Here is a 20,045-nt window from a genome sequence, read left to right as displayed (position 1 = left end):
CAGGGGTTTTTGTTATTAAGAAGTTACTAAGTTTAATTTCTTCTTTCTTTTTCGATAGATTAGATATCCTATCGCTAATAACAGTAAGATGATGCCGATAATCAATGGGATTAAAATTCCTCTACTATGCAATTGTGCCATATTATATAGAATAAAATCAAATGTTGCAATTGCTGCTGTTGAACCTTTTGCCCTTGTGAATTCTTCTACTTCCACATCATCAATACCGAATAATTTGATCATGATACCTGGAGCTGTAATTTCATCACCATTATGAGAAATCATATCAAATAGTGCAGACTTAATAATAATTACTTTGTCATTACTATCTCCATGGAACTCCATTCCCTTATTTCTATAAGGAATCAAATCACCGTTATCATCATATGTAATAAATGCTTTCACTGTAAAGATATCACTACCTTCACCTGCATAAATCACTAAACTTCCTTTTGTTGAATAGATACGATATGTACTATTTCCACTTCCATCACGAATGGTTGTATCATGACTTGTACCTCTTGATAAGTAACCTTCCGTTGTCTTCGTTGCATTTGTACTATCATTTACAATAACACCAATATAGAACGTGTTATTACCATTACCACCAAGAATTTCTGTTTTTGCAAATGTATCAATAAGTTTAAATACATTATTTCCGCCTTGTGCATTGAATTTAACACTACCGATGTTTGATACATCATATGTATCTTTACCATTTCCTTGATCGTATGCGAATCCACCACGATCAATTTCATAAGTATCATCTGATGTTTGTCCATTCAATTCTAAACGATTTATATTCTTAATCGTATAATGATTATTTGTACCTGTTGCTTTTAAGTCAAGTGTTAATACATCATCTCCACCTGCTCCATCAAAGATAAATTGTTTTGATGAAGTTGCATTGAAGTTTTTCATATCTACTTGAACTGTATCTTTTCCACTACTTCCATTAAATACAAACTTGTTCGCTAATGAAAGCAATGTAATCGCGTGATAACTATTACTTACACGTGAATAAATACTAACATCACCAGCATCTTGATCAATGATATATTTGTTATTCAATCCACCATACAATGCTGTTGTCTTCGCATATAGCTTACCTAAGATTTCCAATCCCTCACTCAACGATGAAACTAGCTTAATACTATTTCCACGTAATGAAGCATTGGCAGCTACATGGATTTTTCCATTCGCTTCAATTTCAAGATTACCACCAGCTTGTAGTTTTGTTGCTGTTGTAATACTCATAGACTTGTTATTGTGAATCTTTAAGTTACCACTTGCACTTCCACTAATCTTACTTCCAGCAATTTTCAAATTACCATTACCTTGAATATTAAAGCCGATTGTTTCAGCATAAATTCTACCATTTGAAGTTACATTTCCAACATTGTTAATGGTAACTGATTGTGCTCTAATATCATCCAAGATAACACTTCTTGTATTGCGAACTTGAATTGTTGAAGCTTGTAGTTTCATACGGTTTACACTTGAGGTAAACTGCAATGTTCCACTTACGATTGCTTCAAGATAATTCGCCGAAATCATATCTCCCAAAATCGATGTTGCTTCAAGATATATGTTTCCTTTAGAAACCATATTCTTAATATTCAAACTTCCTGCATTCTTCAAATAAATATTACCTGAAGCATTTGCATAAAGCGTTTTCACATTGGTAGATAGTTTGCTTTGAATACCTTGACCAATCTGTCCAGCTTGCAAGTGTAACGTATTGGTTTGGATACCTCCACCTGTTATACTTCCAGTTGCCTTTAAGTGAATCGCATTCGACGCTGTCATTGAGCCGATTCTCATTGACGCTAAATCTTCTACATACATATATTCACTAGCTTTAATATTTAATACTCCGCCTTTTGATTTAAGTTTTAACCATGCATTCGCTGAACCAATATTCTTATCTGCACGAATTGTCATATTCACTGCATCTAATAATGTATTTTTATTTGCTAGAATATTTCCATTTACATGCAATGTGATATTCTTACCAACACTAACTTTTTCCACTAATAAGTCTTTCGCGTTTGTGAAGGTTGCATTACCACTAACTTTCATATTCAACTTATTTACTATTGCATTCACGGTTGCATTTTTTGAACTTGTAAGACTAAGAGCATCTGTTTTCACATTATCAACAACGATGTTGCCACTAATGATATTAACAATATTACTACTTGTAATGTCTTTTACATGTAAATCCTTATCAGAAGCATTTACAATGTAAATATTGTCTTTTGCATTTGCATACAATTTCGATACACTAGTATTCAATCCTTGGCTACTATTACCAATATTACCACTCGCTTTAACAATGAGTGTATCCGCACTAACATTTGCATTTTTCGCAGATGTTAGATTTCCTTTTACATATAGATCAAATACACTTTCTACATTACTATCACCACACATGTGTAAACTCTTCAAGTTAGTAAGATATGTTTTTGCTGCATTTACAGTAAGTTTATTTACATCAAGAACAAATCTTTCACTTCTTGAACCAATAACTTTTTTAGCATTTATCACTGCTGCATCAGCAATGATACTTGGAGATGATGAACCAAAGATATTTTCTTGTGCATCAATTACCACATTCGTACCAGCTTCAATCTTACCAATGTTCATATCACTTCCATAATGTGATAAGTAAACACCACCATATGCCTTTGCATAGATTTCTTTTGGCACTTTAAGAATAACTTTCTTATCTTTTGATCCAATATCACCTTTTATAGATTCAAGGGTTACTGATTTAGCTTTCAAGTTATATGCACAATCAGATCGATTCTCAATATCTTGATAAGCACTCAAGTAAATGTTTTCATCACTTGTCAATGCACCCAATCCAAGCGTATCTGTTCCATACAAGTATATATTGTTTTTCGCTGTAGCATTTAGAATACCTGTTGCACTTTGTTTTACTTGTAGTGCATTTTTAGATGTTCCAATACTACCTTTTGTTCTTAATTCAATATTGTTTCCAATAATATGTGTCTTATTACTTTCACCAAACAATGAAGCATTTGTTGAAAGAATAACATCTTTGTTGTGAGCATTCACTTGATCAATAATCAAATCCCCACTTGTTTCTTCCACAAAGACACCATTTCCATCTGCATACAATGATCCACTCAAATCAACCTTTAATAACTTATTCTTCAATCCAATACTTCCACCAGCTTCAAGCACTGCTTTTTGAGCTTCAATATTGTTTTGTGTAGAAGCATTAAGAATTGATTTTTCTGCTTTCAAGTATGCTGTTTCCTTTGTCTTCACAAGATCAATGTTCATATTACCTTTTGTCTCATGAAGATAGATTGACTTATCTGCAGTTACTTTTATGTTTCCACTAACATTCAATGTTACATATCCTAAATTATTTCCAATTCCTTGTGAAACAACCATTTCCAATTCTGAAGCCTTGATATTTACTACGCCTGCTTTACCAGATACCTGACCAGCATTTTGGATAAATACACGTTCTCCACTTTGAATTGTATGAATCAATACATCTGTATTGTTATATAGTGCTATTTTCTTTGTAGCCTGCAGAGCAACTTCATCAATTGTTGTATGAAGTTCCATCGCTCCTGTACTAACACCATTTAGGAATTTTGCATGAATATCACCTGCAATTACATTGCCTGTATACATATCAACAGTATCACCTGCATGAATTTTTTCAATTCTTAAATCTTTTGTTGAATCATTTTTAAAGTATACAGATGCTTTTGCAACTACATCAAGAACATTCACAGATAAATTCATTTTTGCTTCCATGCTTCCTACTGAAGCATCGCTTACTACTTTTAGCTTATTTGCTTTTAATAGATGTCCGCTACTTCCAGATAGACTTCCACTCACTTCAAGATCTAATGTCTCTTGAATATTGCTTTCACCTACTGCTGCAACATCTTTATCATTACTGATATAAGCATTTTTCGCTGTTAGTGTAAATTCAGAAACAGACATATACAATCGCTCTAAACTACTTCCAAGCGCATTCGTTGCAGTTAAGATTGCTTTATTTGCTTTAATTGCTGGTGTTGTATCACTAAAGATATCCACTGCTTTTAAATCAACTACCTTACCTGCTTCTATCTTGTCAATTGTCAATCTTCCTGTGTGTGTTAGATAAACACTTTCTTTTGCATAAGCCTTTACCAATCCACTCGTATTTAAAACCATACGATTACTACTAGATCCAACATTACCTAATGTGCTTCTTATATCGGTATTAACAGCTACTATATGAGCGCCATTACCAACCGCCATAATATCTTGTTTAGCACTTAAGAATACATCTTTCGCTGTTTGAATCGACTCAATTGCTAATCCATCTACACCATGAAGATATATATTTTCTAAACTATTTGCAACAACTTTACCACCTGCATCTTGTTTAATATTCAAATATCTCGTTGCCGAGCCAATCGATTTCGTTGCATCCAGGTATACATCTTTCGCATAGATATGTGTTCCATCTTGTAATCCAAGAATTCCTTCTTTTGCTTTTAAATGTACTGCTTTATTTGTTGCATCTATTGCTTTAATAATTAGATTGCCTGTTATTTCTTCAATATAAACATTGTCTTTTGCTTCTACATTGATAAATCCATCTGTAAGTAAGTGTGTCTTTAGATATGTAGTTGCATTACCAATACCTTTATTACTATGAATTGAAAGTTCTTTACCTTTTAAATGGTAAGCACTTGTTTTGTTTCCTAACAAGTTTCCATCCACAGTAATTTTAATATTAGCATTTGTTGTAACACCCTCTAATGTAAGTGTTTTATCATTTGTGATTACGATATTTTCAATCGCTTGTGCAAACAAATTATTCACACTGATATTTGCTGTAATAGCTTTATCTGAATATAGTTTCAATACATCACTTTGAGCATGTTCAACAATTAAATCAACAGCTGTAAGATATGCTTTTTCAGCCACTAATTTTTTCACTGTCAACAACTTGTTATTTTTCACATATACATCTTTTTCGCTTTCTGCTTGTAATGTATCAATAGCTGTTAGAATAACATTTTGTTCACTACCAATCATTCCATCAATTTTTAAAATCAATGATTTACCAAGAATATCAATTCCAGAGGTTTTTTGTGTACTCAAGTTTCCTTTGGTAATCAAGGTATTGTAAGTGCTGTTTAAACTTCCATTTTTACTAAAGATAAAGTCACTATCTTTTATATCAAAATATGTTTCTCCACTTTCTACCTTACCATCAAAGACAACTTCTAATCCTGCTGGCTTCGTTTTTGGTGTAATGGATTCACCACTTTCCATTTCGATCTTATAGCCTATAACAATTTCTTGAGCACCTAAGAATACATATGCACCCATACCATCATCACCAGCTGTAGGATCCCATTCCCAAATTTCTTTAATTTCAGTGATTGGTACTAACTTCGTTTTACCAAAATCAATCAATAATATATTTTCAATATACATTGCTGTTGATGTACGAACATCAAACTTACCACTTACTGAAACATTCTTAAAGATAATTTGTAACTTTCGATCAGGGAAAGCTTCTTCACTAAGATCAATAAAGTCTAATGCACTAACAGATAGATATACATTTTCTGCTGCATCAATTGTAATATAAGAATCTTCCAATCCTTCATCAGCCAAATAAATCGTAAAACGATTATCTGCACTTCCCACATTTCTCGCCTTATAGATCTTTAATTCTTTGAATCTTAAGTTTGCGTCTGCAGTTGTTTTTATATCTGCATTGGTACTCAACTCTAAGATTCCATTCAATAGTTCAATACCACTTTCGAAGACAATATCTCCTCCAAAGAGACTATTGATAATTACTCTTGTCTTTCCATCACCTTCACTTACATATAGAATTTCCAAATTATTTATATTTGCTGTTATTACATGTTCAGGATTTTCTATATCCTCATCATTAAAGTTGATACCTCCAATATAAATATTATATGGAGATTCATTTACAACCTTAATCATTGAAATATCAACATTTCGATAAACTGTTACATTTCCATTTACCTCACCTGCATAAGATGTGATAATAAGTGATCCAGAAGCAATTTTTCCAAACGATGTAATATGAATGTTACCATCTTTATCTTTATATGCAGTTGCTCCTGTTGTTGATGAAATATTTCCATCTTTATCAATCGTGATTTCAATTGGAACACTTGATCCATAATAGATTTTACCATTCAATGTAATGGTATTCTCACGATTATATTTATTCTCTTCTTTTTTATCGATTTCACTATTTAATACTTTTGGTACCAATTCATTCACGAAATATTCAACCGTTTCTACGATTGTTTCGACAATCCATTTCACGAGTTTATTGAATGGCCATGGTAACCATTTTACAATTTTCTTTGTAACTTCTCGTACTACTTGCATTGTCTTACGAACTGCTACTAATACATATTCAACAACCGTATCTACTTCTGTATGGTTGTTTAAAACACTTACTAAATTCGTATTAACCGGAGATGATGCTTTAATATTAATATCATTTCCCATCAGTACAGAATCAGCACCTAAAATTATTATTTTAGCTTTGATATTTGCATTTGCTTTTGCATTTGCAAAGATTGAACCAGTTACCCCAATAATACGAGCATCGGTTTTTGCACTCATTTTAAAATTACTGATAAGTGAATATAAATGCAATTCATGAGTTGCAGCTAAAGTAACATTAGTAGCTGTTATTGTTACATTTGCATTTACTGTAATCAATGAATCAATATATGTTTTTGAACTTGCTGTATAACTTTTACTTTCTGCATATGTAGTAATATTTAATGTCTTAATATCTGCAAAGATGTAGATATTTTTTCCACGATATACACCATTTACTCCAAGGTTAATCGTGTTATTTACATTTACATTAGCAATTGCTTTAGCATTATTATTATGTGCAACAAATCCATGTGATCCTTTAATAATCGATTTCACTGTTGCAACAAGATTTGTTTCAGCATTCACTTTTAGCGTACCTGTTGCTACCACTTCATTGTTGTTAGCAAAGCTGACACTTGTCACTGCATTTGTAATGTTTACAGTATTTTTAATAACAGCACTTGGGAATGCTCCATAAGATCCTCCCGTACCTTCTACTTTTACTGTAATATCACTTAATGCTTGAATAATTAAGTCACCAGTTGAAAGCAACTTCGTATTATCACCAAACATAATTTTATTATTTAATGATAATGTAACATCACTACTGATTTCACCTAATGCAACAATACCACTATTTGTAGCATTGGCATTACCAACAACTTCAATAATTGGTGTTGATAATAAAATCAATTCTTTGGCACTAAAAGTAACCAAATTAGCAACTTCAATACCAATGTTTTCATTTATTGTGATATTCGCTGTAGCACCTTTTGAACTTCCTAAAATAGAGACACCTTCAGAAGCTAAACTTGTTGCTGTTGCTTTAATACTTTCAATTGCAATCAATGACAATACATCGCCTGCTGTTATTGTGCTTGATTTTCCAACAATAACCTTGGTTGTTGAAGTGATTGTATTTATTGCTTTTGATTCACCAATTGCAACACCACTAACACTCTTACCAGTACTAATTGCACTATTTACAATTTTCGTACTTGCATTCATAAATACATTTGCTAATGCTTTAACACTAACTGTTTGTCCCAATTCAATCTTAGTACTTGATGTAATTGTAGTTTCCGCACTGTTTAGTGCTCCTCCATTTACTAAGCCTCCTGATGATTGTCTTGTTTCTGCACTCGCACTAATATCTGCATAACTTATAAGATGAATATCCTGCTGCGCACTTAGCGTGGCTGAATTTTCTACTTTTACTAAAGTTTCAACCTGGATTGTAGATTTTACTTGGTTTGCACCAACACTTACTAAACCACCGGAATCCGTCTTTAAAGTTGGACTATTTTGAATTGCCGAATATGCATATGTAAAGATACTATTTCCTGCTACTAATTGTCCATTTGCTTTAATGATTGTACGAACTTTTGTATTGTGATTTACTGTGATTTGCGTACCAATCACACCTGTCAGATTACCACTAGATCCATTCGCTTTTGCAAATGCTCCTAATCCTAAATCTGGAATAACGGCTAGATTACCTTCTACGTCATTTGCTGGATTTTCCGCAGTTGGTTGCGTCGTTTTCATATTGTAATATCCAACTAATTGAATATCTTTTGTTGCTGTTAATTTAGCATTTAATCCACTAACCGTTTCAATTACTGGATTTAACGTAACCGTCGCTCTACTAGCACCAACTGATAGTCCACCAAATGATGCACCTATAACCTCACTGATTGCTTTTCCATAGACATAACTCTTAATTCTTATGGTACTTGCATTCAATTCCACACCAGTACTAATTGATGTTGTAATACTTCCACCAACATTTACATTTGTTTTTGTATCGCCAATACCAATTGCTCCAATTGCCTTCGCTGTTGCGATTGCACTTGCCTGTAGTCCAGCATAGGTCAATACATTAATATCTCCACCTGCAGTTATTTTAGAATTTGCATTAACTGCGGTTATAATTGATGCTGTATGAATTGCAGTTAAATCAACATAGTTTGCTGTAATAGCTCCACCACCTGCATTATTTCCTGTTAAAAGGATACCATCTTGGATCATACCATTGCGTACATTATAGATTGTTTTCACATCTACTGCACCGGTTGTTTTAATTACATTAGAATCTCCAATATGGGTTTGAATACTTGGGTTTAATGTCGCTGTTGCTACCACTGCTCCAGCAGTGAAAGCACCACCATTTGTTCCTTCTGCTTTTACTGTAAGTTTCGCATACACTTCTGAGTTTACACTCAGTGATGTCGCTTCTATTTGTGCAGAAGTTAAAGTTCTCGTTAATACATTTTGTTTTGAATTTACATTTAATACGATTGCATTTAATGCGCCTAAACCAACACTAAATCCTTTCGCTGTAACATCCAACATCGAAGCTGCGATTCCTTTTACGCTTATTGCTCCAGCTTTTATTGTACCACCTAGATATGTATCCATCGACATGAAATCGTTGATTGTCACAACCAATCCGTTAAGCGAAGCATATAATGCTCCAGAAACAGATGTCGCTGATACTTTGAAGCGATCGGCTTTCACACTTCCATCTTTGTTTGTATTATAACAATTATAAACATCCATAGTTCCTGTAGTTATATTTCCTGATGTTCCAACACCTGCTGTCATTTTCGCATTATTGGTAATTGTCATTACACTTGCTCCACCAGCAACACCATATGCCATTGATGCTCCAGTAATGGTTGCATCTATTTTCACATCAGCATCAGCCCATAAGCTAATACTAGAACTATCTAGAACCTTCACACTATTTTTAAGTAATGCGGATACACTTGGTGCGATTGTAATTGTAAGTACAACTGCTTGTCCACTACCAAGAAGTCCTGCTGCTCCTGCCATTGCTTTTGCATTCAATACATTTGTCAAATTGGCATGAACTTTAATATCATTTGCTTTTTTAATTTCTACTTTATCATTGATAGTAGCTCTTATTGTTGTTGCAAGATTGATTACCAATACACTTGCTCCAACTGCTCCTGCTCCCGCTAAGGAAGCTCCTATTGCATGAGTATCCACTACATAGTTTGCAATTGCATTAACATTTAGATTTCTAACATTCTCAACAATTACATTATCATTAAGATATGCTTCGATAACACCACGAATATCCATATACGTAACTGCTGCACCCAGTGCTAATGTAACTCCAGCACTACCTGCTACAGAATTAATTGTATATTTTTGTTTCGTTGCTTTTGCACTTACATCGATATCTTCACTTGCTGACAATGATGTATTTTTACCTACGTATGAGCGAATATAACTTCCATGTTTCAAGACTAGAACACTTGCTCCAGCTCCTGCTGCACCAATTGATGCGGCTGCTGAATGAAGTGTAATCTCATTTGCTTCACTTGCACTCACTACAATGTTTTTGGCTTTGATTGTTGAACCTTCACCAATATATGAACTTGTTTTATCTTTATTATTTTCTGTTTTATTTATTAAATATCCAAGTAGATCAAATTGAATATCATCAAGTGAAGTATTTGCTTCATCTATGATATCATTTCCATCACTATTTGAATTATCACGTTGTACCTTAAGTGTTTTTAATGCTTCTTGTACATTCGTATTTGCTTGCGATACATCGTTTTTCGCTGCATTATTCATCACTTCATCATTTGTAATTCCTAAACTTATTACACTTACAGTTCCATTACCACTAACAAGTCCTCCTGAGGCTGCCAATGACTTCAATGAAACAACACGGTTAAGGGTTGCAAGAACACTTAGCGTGTTTGCAGCACTTACATTTACTTTATTTCCTATGTATGCTGCTATTGTGTTTTGAATTAAAATTACATTTACACCTGCACCAACGGCTATCGATCCAAGGTTTAATGATGCTGTTTTAGAATCTATTGATAAGCTATCATCAGCTTTTATAGTAATATTTCCATTACTTACAAGGGTAGAAGCATCTTGGATGTAACTATTTATTGTATTATTTGAAATAATAACTGCTACCGATCCACCAACTGCTATTCCACCAGCTGCTCCACCAACTATCTGTGTACCAATATTTTCTTCAGCCAATGCATGAACGAGAATATCTTTCAATGCTTCAGCATTTGCAAGTGCTGCATTTATAACAGATTTAAATGTTATTGTTGCATTTGAAGCTTGTACTGCTGCACCTCCAATACTTGTTGTATATGTTTGTAAATCATAATTTTGCGTGCTCTTTGCAAGTACACTAACTGCACCATTACTAGATATTAATGAACTTCCTGTATCAGAAACAGCATTCACAATATCTTCAATAATCATTGCATTCACACTTGCTGCTACACCAACTGCACCACCTGAGAAACCAATGACTAAACCTGTGAATGAATTTTTAGAAGTTGCACTTATTGAAATTCCTTCCACTGCTTTAATGCTTGCTGATTTCCCAATATAAGTTGATGTTTCTTTACTACTATTGATGACTAATACACTAGCTCCAATACCTGCCACTCCAACTCCTGCAGAACCGATATATGGTGCTATTGTTGTATTGCTATTTGCATCAATGCTAACTTTTTTATCGGTTGTAAATGATGCATTATCACCAATTACATTTTTCGTTGAACCACTTAGTACAAAGGTTGCACTTGTTGGTGATACACCTGCTGCTCCACCTGCTGCACTTGTGACAACACTCATAATATCTACATCTGAGGCACTTACGAATGTAATACCATTTGTAGCTGTATTCGTTTTTGATCCTGTGAAATTTAAAATTGCTGAATCACCAACGTTATTAGCTACGGCTACTTCACTAACTACTACTAATACGGATGTTCCCACACCTGCATATACAGATACAGCTGTTGTTCCAAGATATAATTTCATCATTAAATCATGGTACGCTTTCACATAAAGGCTACCACCCATTTTGATGTTACTATCTGTTCCTATTTCCGTAGTTATTTTAGATGTATTCAAAATCGTATTTGCTGATGCACTAACAGCCACACTACCAGAACCTGCGATTCCAGCAACAACACCAAAGAAACTGTCTTTTCCTGTTGCAAGTAACGTTAGATTACCAATGTTAGTATCTGTATTTTGGATTATCTCAACTGTTTTTCCAATTACTGTGCTAACGATATTTTCTAACTTAACCGTATTTACAGAAGCACCTACCGCAACTGTACCAGCTGCTGATAATGCTCCAACATAACAAGTAAAGTCATTCACTGCATTAGCTTTCAATAAGATATCTTTTTGAATATTTAAAATAACAGAGTTACCAAGCACTGCTTTTGTTTGTTGGCTCATTAATACTGTATTCACAACACCTACAACACTTACAGTTCCTGAAGCAGCACCACTAATTAAGGTTGTAAGAATGTTGTTTTCTGAATCTGCAATAATACTTAAATTTGCAGCTGTTATATTTGCACTGTCTGCAATTTGAGCAATCACTTTTCCTTGTATATATAAGGTATTAACTGCTGCACCAATCGCTACACTACTAGAAGCACCAATGCCTCCGGCATATACATCAGCATCGACTTTATCTTTCGCCGAAATACTGATATCTGTAGCTATTACTTCACCATCGATAGATGCCAAAATATCATTTTCAATAATTGTAACTGGTACAGAACCCTGTACTGCTACACTTTTACTAGCACCTACTGCAACAACGATAGCTAAAATCTTTTCTTCGCTGTCAACTTTTACGACGATATTATTCTTTGTATTTACTCTACCTTTTCCAATCAACGATTTTACTTTCTTCTTTATAACATTTGAAGTAGTCGTTCCACTAACAGCGACAGTTCCTGCAGCTGTTACTCCACCATTGATTGATTTACTTACTGTTTTCGATGCTGTTTCAATATTTAAATTCAATGCTGTAACATCATGTCCATCACCGATAGATGCAATTGTACTAGATTCAATTTGTGCATAAGCTCCACTTAATCCAATTGCAACATTATCAGAAACAGCAGCACTTGTAATAATAAATGCTAGATCTTCAGATGAAGTTGCTTTCACAATAATATTACCATCTGCTTTTAATGTTACATTTTCACCAACACTAGCATTGGTTTCATTTTCAATAAGGATTACAGCAGCTGTACAACCAACTCCTGCTTTTCCACCTTTTGTTGCTCCAAGTGATATTCCTTTAAACGATGAATCATTCTTCGCTAATACTTGAATATCTTTTTTCGCAATTACTGTTGCTTGATTGCCAATGATAGCATTTACCTTGTTTTTCGATAAGATCACATTTACAACACCGGCAATACCTGCTGTTGTTGCTTTCGAAGCAGCTACTGAAACAACTAAATAATCTTGTCTTGATGATGCATCTATTAAAACACCACCTGTATTCGTTGTAAGTTTTACTGCATTACCAATGGATGCTGTAACTTTACTTTCATCAACGATTGTACCTGTATTTAGTCCAATACCAACTTGATTAGCATTCGCTACACCACCTGTGATCACTTTCACATTGACATCACTATCTGCTTTGATTGTAATATCATTAATAGCTGTAACTTCTACTCCAGCTTCAAGTTTTGCTTCTGTAATATTATCAAACATCAAGATTCCAAAAGAACCTTGTAAAGCTAAGTTTCCTTTAGAAGCATTGCTTGCTCCTAATACTTCAATATAATAATTATTACTTGCTAAGAAGTTCGTAATATCAATATAATCAAATGCATCAAAATCATCAAACATGCCTTCTTTATATTCAAAGTTAAATGACAATTCATTTGGATTCACACGTTTACGTTTTGCTTCTACATATAATGCATCCAATTCTAATTTAGCACCTTTGGCAATGATTGCTTGTACTGTTGATGATGCGAAAATCATTGCAAAAGAAGTACCTACAGCAACAGCATTTGAATTTCCTGCACCTGCATAATTCCATGCTTTTGCAGCTAACTTATTATTTTCAATCGCTGTTACACTTACTTTTCCGTTTGCTTTTACTTCTGCATTTTCTAAAATCATTGCTTTCAATACATTTTCATATTTTAAGAATGCGATAGAACCAGCTAATGATAGCTCACCTTCTTTACCAACAGAAGCCATACCAACTGCTAATAAAGTTACTGCATTTTTAAATGTTTCATCCATATTAATACTTCCAGAAGCTGAAATTGTGATATCACCTAAAGATTCCATCATATTTCCATAAGCTTCCGTTTTGCTTCCAAGAATTGCTACCGCAACACTTAACGTAATTGCTGTACCATTACTTGAAGCTTTTGATCCATTATAAGATTTAAAGTTATTGTCATTGATCGCTTTAATCTCTATTTCACCAGCTTTGGCTATACCATCCATTGATGCTAATACATCATGTTGAAGAATAGTTACAGCTACGGCTGCTGCGATTGCTACTTGTTCACCTTTTTTCGGATTTGTCTTTCCATTTGTATCTGGTTCCATCGTTGTAACATTCGTTGCACCTAAAATTGATGAACTTGTGTTTTGATCCGCTTTTCCACCTGTAAATTCGGCAACTGTATCACCAGTCTTAGTCGATTCACCACTACCAAATGACTCACCTTTTAATACTTTTTTCAAATCAAAGTCTTTAAATTTATCTTTAAAGTCTTTTTCACTTACACCTTTACTTGTACCAGTAGCTTCTACAATATCAATTGTTTTTGCTTCTGATATAACACTTAATTTTCCACTAATACTTACACTCCCTGAAACGATTGCTGCATATTTTGCTTTAAAATATGTAACTGCAACAGCTGCACCAACAGCAGTTGCCTTCGCTTCCGCACCAGCATGTACTTTTGCATTTGTAGTACTTGTTGTTTTTTGTAATACACTTAATGTTCCAGTAACATTCACTACACCACCAGCTAAGATTTTAGCTGAGATATCACGTGATAGTAAGTTCAATACAACCGCTCCATCAATTGTGATGTCAGTGGCTGTTTTACCTTCACCAGAACCTGCTTCTGCTTCTGCATCAATACTTGAATCAAACGTTGTTTGAATCAATACATCTGCTTTGGCTCCGGTAGCTGTTTTAATAGCACCGTTTGACGCCAAAATCGCATTTGCTGTTGTTGAACAATAATTCATTACAAAGGAAGGTGCAATACCTTTCGATTTGCTTTGGTTTGTAGAATTATTATTTCCACCAGCCACATATTTTGCTTCTGAGAAACCACGCGAATAGAAACGTTCTTTCAAATCCGCTTTAATTTCTATTTTTGGTGTATTTCCATCTTGTTTTAAAACAGTAACTTTTCCATCTACACTTGCATCATAAGCTTGATCAACAAATACTAATACAACTGCTCCCGCAATTCCATTCTTTGATGCTCCTGCTCCTGATAAAGATACATTGGCAAATGTGTTTTTATCATTTGTTACAGTTTTATTATCATTATCATCTTTTGCTAATTCATTTACTTTTTCTAATGTATCACCACATGCTACAACACTTAGTGCTTTTACATTCATTGTTACATTACTTTTTATTTGTGCTTTGTTTTGAATATCACTTACCAAAACAATTACTGCTGTTGCAGCTCCTGTTTGGACACCATCACTAACATTTGCATTGGCAAAGTTATAAATGGCAACTGCTTCTTTTGCCAATACTTCTACTTTATCAGCTGTAATTTCAGCATTCTCAATAATTGCTTCATTTTTTGTTTCCAAATATACTACAATTACTGCACCAGCTACTTGAATTTTACCTTCTTGCGTAGACATATCAGCACTAAATTTATCACTTAATTTATCATCGCCTTCATTACCCATTAGCTGATCAACAGCTCCACGCAATTTATTAACTAAATCTTCTGGAGATGTTTCCTTGGCATCGGGGTCAGGGTCAGATTCTCCCTCAGGACTTGCCGTAGCATATGCGTCACTGCGGTGATGTGAGGTTGCATGTACATGCACTTCACGACCACTTACTTTTCCACCTAGAAGTGCTTTGTTTTTATCAATATTAATAACCAATGAAACGGTAGCCCCAATTCCACCTTTATCAACTAAATTACTAGCACTTGTTGTTTTTCTTGTTTTTTTACTTACTGACTTAACATTAATATCACCTGTTGCAACTGTTGCTGCTAAACATTGTGATAGAATATCATTTAAATTAATATTAACGGCTACACCTGGAGCAATACTCAAACCTCCATTACCGCCAGACTTCACATCTAAAATAGTATTTGAAATACTGTTTGTTAAAACATTTAAGTCTTTAACACTTAGTATTTTTACGCTGTCTAAAATTTGTGACATTGCAATATCTTCAAAAATTAAAACTGCAATACCTGCTCCAACTGCTTTGTCAGAACTACAATCAGCGTCAATACTCACATCATGTTTATCATTCGTAATAACATTTACATTACCTGTTGCTTGAATCTGTGAAGAATCAATTGTTGCTTTGGTAGTAATGTTATAAATCGTAATACCAAATGCTCCACCGATACCAAAGTCACCACGGTTTACACCTGCTTTGGCTACGATTTTTGATGTGTTCGTATTTGCACTTTCATTTGCTAATACATTTACATCTTTTGCCCGAAGTGTTGATACTGCTACATTTGCTGTATTTTCATAATCAACTTTATGTAATGCTACTGCAACACCAATACCTATTGGAATTACAGCTTCACCCACATCTACTTTTGCAGAACCATCGGCAATTGTTTCCGTATTAATTGAAGCATTAGAAATAACATTCAAATTTCCTGTAATATAACTATCTGCTTTATATTTTGCACTTGTAGTCATTTTAACATTGTTGAAAGCAAATGCTCCAACCATTTGTTTTGTTAATGCTGTTTCACTTGATGCATTAACCGAACCTAATATCGTTAACATATCATCACTTAATATAGCAGCTATATCAGCGAAAGGTGTTAATTTTAAAAGGTCTTTAATTTCTTGAACAACACCTTGTAAACTAATGTTTGTTCCAGTACTTCCTTTATATCCATCACCAATCGATTTCGCTTGTGTATCAAGTTTTAAAGATGCATTCACTTTTAACGATACATCTTTTGCAATTGGTGTATTAATACCACCAATTTTTACATTCTCTCCAATATCCCCTTTTGTTATCTGGCGGATATTGTGAATTGCAATAAATGCACCACTTGCACTTGCCTCGCTTTGGGACGATGGTGCTCTTGATCCATCTGCTAAAACTTTAGAATCAATTATATTATCTACATTCATAGCAACACTACTACTATTTAATTTTGTATTACCATCAATTGTTAATAGTGCTTCCGAAACAATGGAATTCATTGCAATTGAAATTGGGATTTCGCCCGCACCTACTTCAATTGCTGAAAGTATTTTACTAACACTACTAAACATCAAATTGTTTGTTGCTCTAAAAGAAGAATCCCCAAATATACTCAAATGGGATTTATTACTGATGTTGTTTACTGCCCTACTCTTTGTATCATCACCTGATATTTCAGAAATAGCTGCTGAAGAGATATTAATATTACTTGCAATAAACTCGACACTCTCTAATTCAATAGAACTTTTTGTATCAATGTTTTTAACAACACTCGTACCTTGTCCATCAATATCTACTAACTGAGAACCATTTGATAAAATCCGAATATCAGCACTCACCTGAATTTTCGCATACCTTATGGTTACCTTACTCTCAACCTTGCTTGCACTACTAGCATTGTTTTTTGCTTCCAATGTTAGTGATTTCGCTAAAATATTAAAAATATTCCCTTTCGCACCAACAATTTCAATTTGTTCACCTACTAGTTTTACATCAGCATTCGATAGTGTAATGGATGATACAACTGATATCTTATCATTTCCATTACCTCCATCTACACTAAACTGTGTAAGGTTTGGATTAGCAATTCCATTCAATGTAATTGTATCGTTTCCACTACCTCCTAGAACTGTTATTTTTCCTGTTCCATTAAGTACAAACCCAACACCTCCTAAGTCATATTTTATGTTTCCAGCATCACTTGTAAATGCAATTGCATTATCGCTATCTGGTAACGTCACAATACTGTGATCTGATGCTGTATCTTCAACATTTGAAATATTAGCAAATGCTATATCTCCAGAAGTTGACTTAATATTTGTAGCTTCAAATGTCAGTTCGCCACTGATATTTGAAACAATTTTATTAGTCCCTGCTTTTCCGTCAAGAACAAGATCTGTTGCAACCACTTCATTTAGGGTGAATACATCATTTCCATTCCCTCCGTTAATAACACTACCTCCAATAGATCCAGATAATATGAAATTAACTGCACCTACGCGGCTTGAAAAATCTAGAGTAGTATTTTCCATACCATGGATTGCTACTGTAGAAAACTGTGCTGTTGTTGCATTAAAAACTAATCCAGAAGCATTTTCTAGATTTATTTTCCCATTTACCGTAATTGATTTCAAATCGATATTTAGGTTTGTTTTCATATTCTTAAAACTAATATCGGTAAATGAAACTGCCCCAGCAGACGTTGGTTCAATTGTCAATTTGCTAATTGCTACATTATCAATTGATAAAGTTCCATGTGTCCCTGCTGGTACTTTGAAAACGACATCACCGCTTGCAGTGTTTACTGCATTTACAGCTTCATTTAACGTAGTGTATTCAGTACCATTCACATCGAACTTTTTAATATCACTTTGTACTGTAACAACTGGTGTATCTGATTGCGGTGTATCTGAGAGGGTAATCTCATCTGCACTTACTGCACTTGTACCAAGTCCAAAAATAAGTACACCAGCTATACAAATCAATAATTTCAAAAAGCCACTTTTTTTCATAAACTGCCTCCTTTCTTTTTTATATTTATACCTACTTTAATTATACCGTAATATCTTTTTTCAATTCTTACACTTTAAGGCATTTTCGATACACTTTATACCGAAAAATAATTTTTCATTCCATTTGATGATAAAATAAAGATAACATAAAGTGTTGAGGGCAAAAGAAATGAAACAAAAAACAAAAACTAAAAAAAACAATAAAAAAAGATTTATAAAAAAAGAAAAACGAAATGCTATCGCTATTATCATTTTGATTCTTTTTATCGTGGGAAGTACCGTTTCTTATGGTGTAATTCAAGAGAATCAAAAACAACAAAGAGAACAGCAAGAACAAGGATCTAAATATTATGATTTAGCTCTTGCTGCATATGAAGAAGGTAATTTTGCGAAAGCCTTAGACTATATCGATACCGCTTTACGTCATCAAAAACAAACTGCATATATTGAATTAAAAGGAGATATCCTAGTTGCATTAGAAGATTATGAAAAGGCGTTATCCATATATCAACGGGCTTTAAAAGATAATCCCGAAAATAAGAATTTATTAATCAAGCTTGCAAATTTACAAATAACACTTGAAGACTATGAAAGTGCTATCGCTTATCTATCTTCGTTGTTAGAACTTGAAGAAAATAAAGATGCTCGACTTAGTCGTGCTGAATTATATATGATGTGTGAAGACTACAAAAAAGCTGTCGATGATTTAAGTTATTTATTAGCTAAATCTCCAGATGATGAAAACCTACTTATAAAACGTGCATCTTGTTATATACAATTAAATGAATTAGCACTTGCAAATGCAGATATGAAAAAAATAAATGATTCATCTAATGCAGCTTCACTAGATGAATTACAAGGTGATTATGCTTATCAACAAAATGATTTCAATACTGCTATTGGTTTTTATACAAATGCATTAGCAATCCAACAAAAAGCAGATCTTTATTTAAAACGTGGAGATTGTTATTTTCAACTAAAAAAATATAATGAAGCAAGCACAGATTACAACGCCTTTCTACATACAGATGCAAATGATATAGAAGTCCTTACCAAGTTAGCTAATTGCTATATGCAACTAAAAAACTATGATCATGCATATACTACTTTAGCCAACCTTCATAAATTACAACCAAAAGATTTAGATACTTTATATCAAATTGGTTATGTTTCCTATATGCGCAAAGATTTAAAAAATACCATTACCTATTGGAAACAATATGAAAAAGAAGGTGGAAGTGATAAAGAAATATACTTTATAATGGCAAGTTGCTACAACAGTTTAAAAGATAGTAATAATGCTATAAAATATTATGGAAAATGTATAGATAAAAACATTCACAAAGGCTCTGCATATTTCAATCGTGGATCTATCTACCTTAATCAAAAGAAATACGAAAAGGCCATTGCAGATTTTAAAAAGTCCTATAGCTTAAATGAACAGAAAGACTATTCAAGATATAATCAAGGAATTGCTTATATGAATTTAAATCAATTTAGGGAATCAACTGCTGCTTTTGAAGAAGTAGTTGAAATATCCAAAAACCAAGATTTAATAAACTTGTCTAAAGATTGGCTTTCTAGATACTACGTAAAATAACCTCTATGTTTAAAACATA

Annotated in this window: 2 protein-coding genes; one reads left to right on the top strand and one right to left on the bottom strand. The window is 33.6% G+C overall.

Annotated elements, in window-relative coordinates:
* Window positions 1–15: 15 nt before the first annotated feature.
* Complete coding sequence (locus tag M2475_RS01015; RefSeq protein WP_277489032.1) at window positions 16–18,426, bottom strand: hypothetical protein; 18,411 nt, start codon at window positions 18,424–18,426, stop codon at window positions 16–18.
* Window positions 18,427–18,595: 169 nt separating this feature from the next.
* Here M2475_RS01015 and M2475_RS01010 point away from each other — a divergent pair, with 169 nt between their 5' ends.
* Entirely contained in the window at window positions 18,596–20,026 is a 1,431-nt protein-coding gene (locus M2475_RS01010) for a tetratricopeptide repeat protein (protein ID WP_277489030.1), read from the top strand.
* Window positions 20,027–20,045 lie beyond the last annotated feature (19 nt).

This window comes from Breznakia sp. PF5-3, from assembly GCF_029504745.1.
GTDB lineage: Bacteria > Bacillota_I > Bacilli_A > Erysipelotrichales > Erysipelotrichaceae > Breznakia.
Note: the sequence above shows the minus strand (reverse complement) of the source record. Positions and strands in the feature narration are given on the sequence as shown.